At 68.6% G+C, this 6,970-nt stretch carries 7 protein-coding genes; all 7 read left to right on the top strand.

Features of this window, described 5'->3' with window-relative positions; genetic code table 11:
• The first annotated feature begins 997 nt into the window (after nt 1-997).
• Nucleotides 998-1,360 (top strand): hypothetical protein, encoded by a 363-nt coding sequence (locus OHA17_RS41775; protein WP_331721573.1) that lies wholly within the window; start codon nt 998-1,000, stop codon nt 1,358-1,360.
• A gap of 132 nt (nt 1,361-1,492) precedes the next feature.
• Entirely contained in the window at nt 1,493-2,656 is a 1,164-nt protein-coding gene (locus OHA17_RS41770; protein ID WP_331721572.1) for a DUF932 domain-containing protein, read from the top strand.
• Between the two features lie 67 nt (nt 2,657-2,723).
• On the top strand, nt 2,724-2,912 hold the full coding sequence (locus OHA17_RS41765) for a hypothetical protein (protein ID WP_331721571.1): 189 nt from the start codon (nt 2,724-2,726) through the stop codon (nt 2,910-2,912).
• A gap of 269 nt (nt 2,913-3,181) precedes the next feature.
• Nucleotides 3,182-3,673: a hypothetical protein gene (locus OHA17_RS41760; protein ID WP_331721570.1), complete on the top strand. Its 492-nt coding sequence runs from the start codon at nt 3,182-3,184 to the stop codon at nt 3,671-3,673.
• 355 nt (nt 3,674-4,028) lie between these two features.
• Complete coding sequence (locus OHA17_RS41755) at nt 4,029-4,673, top strand: hypothetical protein (protein WP_331721569.1); 645 nt, start codon at nt 4,029-4,031, stop codon at nt 4,671-4,673.
• 79 nt (nt 4,674-4,752) lie between these two features.
• Nucleotides 4,753-5,556: a hypothetical protein gene (locus OHA17_RS41750; protein WP_331721568.1), complete on the top strand. Its 804-nt coding sequence runs from the start codon at nt 4,753-4,755 to the stop codon at nt 5,554-5,556.
• A gap of 56 nt (nt 5,557-5,612) precedes the next feature.
• The gene (locus tag OHA17_RS41745; RefSeq protein WP_331721567.1) at nt 5,613-6,902 is read left to right on the top strand and encodes a hypothetical protein; all 1,290 of its coding nucleotides are present in this window, start codon (nt 5,613-5,615) and stop codon (nt 6,900-6,902) included.
• Nucleotides 6,903-6,970: the final 68 nt, after the last annotated feature.

The following is a 6,970-nucleotide window of genomic DNA, read 5'->3' as shown; positions in this document are numbered from 1 at the left end:
GTTCCATCGCGCTGCGCGCGATGCAGTGAAGAGCCGTGCTCCGCACGGCTCGAACTCCGTTGCTCCGCAACGGAGTTGCGCCCGCTTCGCGGGCACGGGCCCCCAAGGGGGCCCGTCAAGTCCTGCGCTCCGCTCCGGACTTGCGGTGCGGCTCCGCCACACCATCGAAAAGACAGACGGCCGCTGCGCGGCCTGACAGCGGGCCAGCTCCGCAGCCCCGCCCGGCCCTTCCGGCTCCGCCTCCAGGACCAGAAAGCCCGCTACGCGGGCAAGCTGGCTACGGACAGGAGGCGGCCGGTGCATCAGATCCGAAACTGCATGTACCTTTGGGGATTTTCGACCACCACCCCAACCAAAATCCACGCGACCCAATGAACCCGAGACAAGAGCCACACGAAAAGCCGAGACCAAGAAGCCCGCCAGCAATCGGCACGCCCGCAAAACAGAATACCCGCCCGCCCCCAACACCACGCCACGCGAGGAATCCTGACGAAACCTCAGAACAACCCCACGAACCGAAGAACACAGAGGCCCGCCAGAGACCCGAGCCGCGAGCCGACCCCAGAACTCCCCGCCCAACCGGGCCAAGGGCCCACAGACGGCCACACAGGCCGCCATGCCACCCCAGCCGCGCGAGGCCCCCGCCGAGCGCACCACCAACCAACCCCCACCCATCCCCGCCGCACCCGCAGACCAAGCCCCCACCCTCCTTTTTTGATCATTGGGCGCAGGGAGTCGGGTAGAAGGGGATGCCTGACCCCCCACCATGCTCCGCAATGGCTCTGAGCTGGTTGTTTCTCCCGTCTGTCGGGAGCGGGGTGTACCAGATGTTGAACCAGATACCCGTACCAGATGGTGTACCAGATCGTGTACCAGATACGGGAGTTCGGTGTGGTGCTTCCCTTCCACCCACTCTTCCACTATTATTGAAGAAGCGGAAGGGTTGGCACCCCGGACGCTGCCGAATCATCAACGGAAGGGCATCGCTGTGGAAATCATGATCTCTGAGGGAATCGTGCGCCGCGTCGAGGGCGGGAAGAACGCTCCGAACACCCCGCAGGTCGTCCAGGCCCGCACTATCGCGAACTTCCTTCCGCTTTCGTGCCAGCGCGCGGGAGCGAAGATCGTTCACAATGTGGACGCCCGGTACACCGGGATCCGTATGGAGACGAGCACGGGCCCGGTCGTTATCGAAATGCCGACTGAGGTGGGGGGTGTGTACCGGGTCGTACAGGAATTCATCGAGCCGGTGAAGGGGAAGAGTGAGCGGGAGTTGGTCCGCTTCCCTCAGATCTACAAGCCTCAGGGCATCGCCTACATGGCGTCCGAGTTCCTGCGTAGTCGCGGGTTCCTGGGCTAGCTGAGCGTCTGACTCCAGGGGGTGTGCGGGGAGGGGGGTTCCCCTCCCCGCATCTTCCACTATTATTGAAGTCATCGAGGGACGGCACCCCTCGACAACGCCAAACATCAACTCCGCTGAGGGGAAGCACACATGACCCAGCAGGCCACGGAAACCGCAATCTCCCGCACAGCCCGCACCGACACTCGCAACGCCGACCTCGCCGACTTGGCCCGCATCCTGACGGAGCAGCAGGGCCGGAAGGTCGACATCGTCACCCCCGCGTCAGCGCTCGGCGTCCAGGACGGGAATCTCACGGTGCGCGGCGTAGAGCCGATCATCGACGAGGACGGGGTGACCGACCCGAACGGCCTCTACCGTCCGACTGACGTGGCGGAGGAAGGCATCTCGGCGAAGCTCCGGATCCCCGTCGGGTACTTGCGGCGGATGCGGGTGGAGAACCTGCCGCTGTACGACCTGAACGTGGCCGGGTGGCTGGAGAAGGAGCCGGAGCGCCGTTTCCTGCTCCGCACGTTCAAGGGCGACGACGGGGCGCTCGGGGTGGCGCGCGCTTTCCTGTCCGACAGCTACAAGTTGATCGATAACTTCGATCTGCTTCTCGCCGCCCTGGACGGGGTCAGGCGTTCCGGCCACCCGGTGAAGGTGACCGGGTGCGATCTGACGGACCGCCGGATGTACGTCCGGGTGGAGTCAGAGTCGGTGGCCGTGCAGGCCCGGGAACTCCTCAGGGGATACCGCTCCCCGTACACCGGGCAGAGCGGTGACGAACTCCCCCTCGTCTCCGCCGGATTCCTGATCACCAACAGCGAAGTCGGAGACGGAGCGTTCACCATCACGCCCCGCGCTGTCGTTCAGGTCTGCCAGAACGGCCTGACGATGACCAAGGACACCATGCGTGCCGTGCACCTGGGCGGGAAGCAGGACGAGGGCATCGTGCAGTGGTCCGGCACCACTCAGCGCAAGATGCTGGAGTTGATCGCCGCGAAGACCACGGACGCCGTGGCGCAGTTCCTCTCTCCCGCGTTTGTCGAAGCCAAGCTTCGTGATCTGGAAGGCGCGGCCGGACGACCGGTCACCGACCCGGTCAAGACCATCGAGGTCGTGTCCAAGCAGCTCAACATCACAGACACCGTGCGCGACAGCATCCTCGGCCACTTCATCCAGGGCGGACAGCTCACCGCCGGAGGGGTCATGCAGGCCATCACCTCTGTGGCCCAGACCCTGCCGGACGCAGACGCCGCCCACGAGCTGGAGGCCCGCGCGCTGCCCGCGCTCAGCGCCGCAGCCGCCCTCTAACCTCCCTCCCCTGCCCGGGGGAGGCGCCCCCTCCCCCGGGCCCCTTCAAGCAGGTGAAAGGGGTCTCATGTCCGACCACTGTCCCACCCAGCCCCCCGCCCCCGGCACGGTCCGGCAACTGAACACCGCTCAGTTGGGCAGCAAGTTCTTCAAGATGCACGGCCGTTGGGTCGGGGACTGCCCCAACTGCGGACGACGCGGGATCGCCGTCACCGCTCAGAACAACCTCAGGCCCCACAAGCCCAAGGCCGCCTGAGCCTGACAAATCCCTGGTGGCCGGGCGCACGAACCGCCCGGCCACCAGGTAGCGCACAGCGCCCAACCGTCGCCGCTACGTCGCATCCCCGGAGCCCTCATGCACCACAACGACAACTCCCCTACCTCTCCGCGCATCCCTGCGCCCCGATGCCCAGGCGACGATCCGGCCCCCCGTGTCCCTCGACAGGACCGCCCGCACGAGGAATAGGCCCACCTTTCCGGCCGGCCGCCAGCTGTCCACGCTCACCGCCCTGAGGAGGCACCGCCGTGAGCCATCCCGAAATGGAACCGCACCATCCCACCGCCCCCGTGGACACCGAGGCATTGAGCCTGGCGCGCGCTGTCACCGCCCTGTCGCGTCTGCTCGCCGTGATCGGGCCCGGAGATCACCACATCGTGGGCTCCCGGGGCTTCACCGACATCGCTACCGCGCACATCGACGTCATCCCGCTCAGCACGGGAATGCTCATCTCCCACAGCCCCGCCGAAACGGCGGGTCTCGCTGCTCTGGTCAGCCGGGTGTTCAGCGACCCGACCGGAACCGACGGCGGCCTGGTCGTGCGCACCCGGCATCCCGGAGGTACAGGGGAGCGGGTCCGTGGGTGGCGTATTCGGGGTGGCTGGCTGCTCCCGCTCGCCGCCGCAGAGGTGTTCTCGGCGTACTGCACGGACGCATTGACCGGTGAGCCCCTCTCCCCTGAACCCGATGTCGAGTACAGCGCGGGACTGTCCATTCCCACCCCGGAAGAGATCCCTTAGCCCGCTCCACTACCGGCCGTCCGGCGCCATCAGCTCACCGACCTGGTGACGCCGGACCGGCCGCCAAGCGCAGCGCCACCACCCCCAGTCCGACGCGCAGCGCCGGACCAACCTCCCCCACGCGCAGCGTGGGGTTGCGTGAGCCGTCCAGCGGTGAGCGCAGCGAACCGCCATCCCTTGGCGCAGCGCGCAGCGCTGAACCCACCCGCTCCGCGGGGGGACCAGTGCAGTTGCCCAGGCGACGTCCGGCCGCCCGCCGTGTGACGAGCCCTGCCAACTGCCGCCGCACGTCTGTCTGCTGCGCCCAGTCTGGCGTTCCGTTGCCCCGTCTTCGCACTACTTGAGGAGCATCCCCATGGGCACCCTTTCGCCGCTCCTGGATCTGACCGTCCTGCGGCGCAGCTACACCGCGAGCAACATCTCTGCGGCGCTGAAGGCCGTTCGGCACATCCTCAACCAGGGCTGGACTCCGCTGGCCCCCTACCCCGGCTCGGACACGTTGTGGCGAGTGCGGTGCGAGCTGTGCGGGACCGAGGTTCTTCGGTTCTACTCGCACCTGCGCCGGGGCCGTCCGCTGAAACGGCACGTGGGGTGCCTGCCCGTCGCCGAGCAGGCCGCCGCCCTGGCCGCACTGCCCACCGCGCTCCGGTTGACGTTCAGTTCCGGGCAGATCCTCTGCGAGGCGCTCACCGCCGCCGGGCATACCGCCTGGATGCGGCCGACAGGCGGAGGCTGCGACGTGGTCGCCGTCCGGCTGGCCACCGGACCGGCGGAGATCTGGATCAGCGACGCCGACGCCAAAGTCACGTACGAGCCGCAGCAGCACAGCGGATGGACCGCCGAGTTCCGGCCCCAGGGCGACGACAGCTGCGGCGACGAAGCCCAGCCGCTCTACAAGTCCCACAACCAACAGTTCGGCAGCGACACCGAGCAGCTCCTCAAGGTCATCGGCACACTCGCCGCCGCTTACACGGCCGAGCAAGCCCAGGCCGCCGTCTAGAGCGAGCAGCCGCGGAGGTCTGGGCGGGCGACGCCCGGACCTCCGCTCCCCCGCCATCGTTCGAACTCAGGGAGTTGCCTTGTTCAGCATCGCGACCGCATCCGGGACCGTGCACATCGTGCCGGCCGAACCGGACAGCACCGGCGCCGTTCGCTACACCCTCACCGGCGCGGTGAAGGGCACCGTTCATGTGATTGCCTCTCACAACCCGCACCAGTGGGACGACTTCCGCGCCCTGCGCGTCAGTCTTGGATCCGAGAACATCATGCGGGTCATGCCCGCCGAGCCATTGCCCCGGATCCGTGGCCGCGCCTACACCGGTGGTCTGACCCGGATTTTGTCCGAGCCCGGGGACTGGCCGGAGGCATGGACGCTGAGCGGGATCGGGTTGCGGGACACCTCCGAGCGCGACGCACCGCCCCAGGCCGAGGCGACCTTGCGCACCGTGATGCAAGCCTGCGGCGAGCACTATGCGGCCCGCCTCGACCTGCCGGAGCTGCAACGCCTGGCCCGGTGGCTGGAGACGCCCAGGCTGCGCGGGTGGCTTGATCCGATGATTTCGGACGCGCGGGCGCGGGTCGCCCGGTACGAGCGGGACGAGCAGCTGCACCGCCAGGCCGCCCGGCAATGTGTCGCGGCGTGGTGGTTCCTGGCCCGCCAGTTCGCCGAGCAGCCTTCCCCGCTGCTCGCCTACCTGCTCGGCAACCACCGGGACTCGCTCGCCCACCGCGCTGGCTACCTGCCGCACTGGGCCGAGATCAGCGCCACCGCAGCCGCCGGCGAGCAGCGCTGCCTCGCCCACTTCCTGGCGGAGCGTGAGGGATTGCGCCACCGCGGCCGCCCGCCGCTCCGCGCGGTCCCTCCTCTGTCGCACGCGTCCTGATCCGTTCTGTGGGGCGGCTGACCCGGCCGCCCCACCCGATCACTGTGGAGATCCCCGTGTCCTTGCTCACCGCCTCCGAACTCATCACGTTCGCCCGGCAAGTTGCGCCCCAGTTGGGAAGCCAGTGCCGCGCCCTGCCCGACGACCGCCAGGATGGCGCCGTCCGTATCGTCGACGACGAGGGCCGCGCCCTGATCCTGTACCAGGAGGAGGCGAAGCCGGAACGGCTGTTCCTCACCGCCCGGCTGCCCGAGGCCGCCGAAGCGGCAGGATTTGCCGTGCGCCCTCTCACGGTCGCAGCCTCAAGCGCAGCAGTTCATGTGGCCGCCCACATCCGCCGACGGCTCCTGCCCTCTCTCGCCCAGGTCCTGGCCGAGTACAAGACCCGCCCCGCCCCGCCGGCGGGCCGCCAGCCAGCTCCGGCCGACGACATCACCGAACCTCTGACCCCCCTCACCCGGGACGCCGCCGAGGTCTTGAACGCTCTCGCGTTGCCCTACACCCCGGACACGTGTGACGGGTGGGTGATCGGTGAGGTTGTCAGCCGGCACCGCTCCCTGCCCGCTGCATGGTGGCAGACCGTCGCGCGCGAAGGCGACACCGACCGTGCAGGTAGCCGGGGCATGGTCCCCTTCCTCGCGGACGCGCTGCGCCGCGCGGGACTTCAGACCGCCGAGCCCCTGCACGGCCGATGGGTGTACTTCGCTCCGCCGCAGCCTGGCCCGGCCCTGCCCCGCTCCCGGTACGCAGTAGAGATCTCTTCGGAGCGCAGCGGATCGTGGGACCTGGTAGACAGGTACACCGGTGCTGCCATCCGCAGTTCGGGCGACCAGGAGCGCATCGGGTTCTTCGCCGAGCAGCTGGAGAACGAGCACGACGCCCTGCGGGAACTGCGGGTTGCTTCGCTGGACCTGCCCGGCATCCAGGTCGGCGCCGCGGAGTCGCCTGTGCTGCGGATGGTCGCGGTGATCCTGGCGCGTGAGGGGTTCGTGCCCTACGGACTGGACGGCGTGGAACACGCGGACGTCCCCGGCTTCCTGACCGTTGCCTGCCCGTCCAGGCCCGGCCATGTGAAGGTCTACCGGGTGCTGGAGCCCTGGGGAAGCGGGCGTCCATCACCGGGGCAAGGCGCCGTCGGAGGCGGGCAGCGTTTCGACCGCGACCTTGCGGCGTACGCCCGGTGCCTGACCCGGCCCGGCATCCGGGCTGCGGTCGACGGCGATCACGTACAGGTGGAATTCATCGCCGCGCCCACGCTGCTCGGCGCCCCGGGTGGCGCCTCTGGCGGGGACAAGTCTGCGCTGCGGATGCCCATGTGGCTCAGGCCTATCGGGTGGGACCAATGACGAGGGCCTGAGCGGATCCGTGCAGATCACAGGGGGGTTCACACATCCCATCCTTTCGCTATTATTGA

This window comes from Streptomyces sp. NBC_00212, assembly GCF_045206365.1.
Taxonomy (GTDB): domain Bacteria; phylum Actinomycetota; class Actinomycetes; order Streptomycetales; family Streptomycetaceae; genus Streptomyces.
Note: the sequence above shows the minus strand (reverse complement) of the source record. Positions and strands in the feature narration are given on the sequence as shown.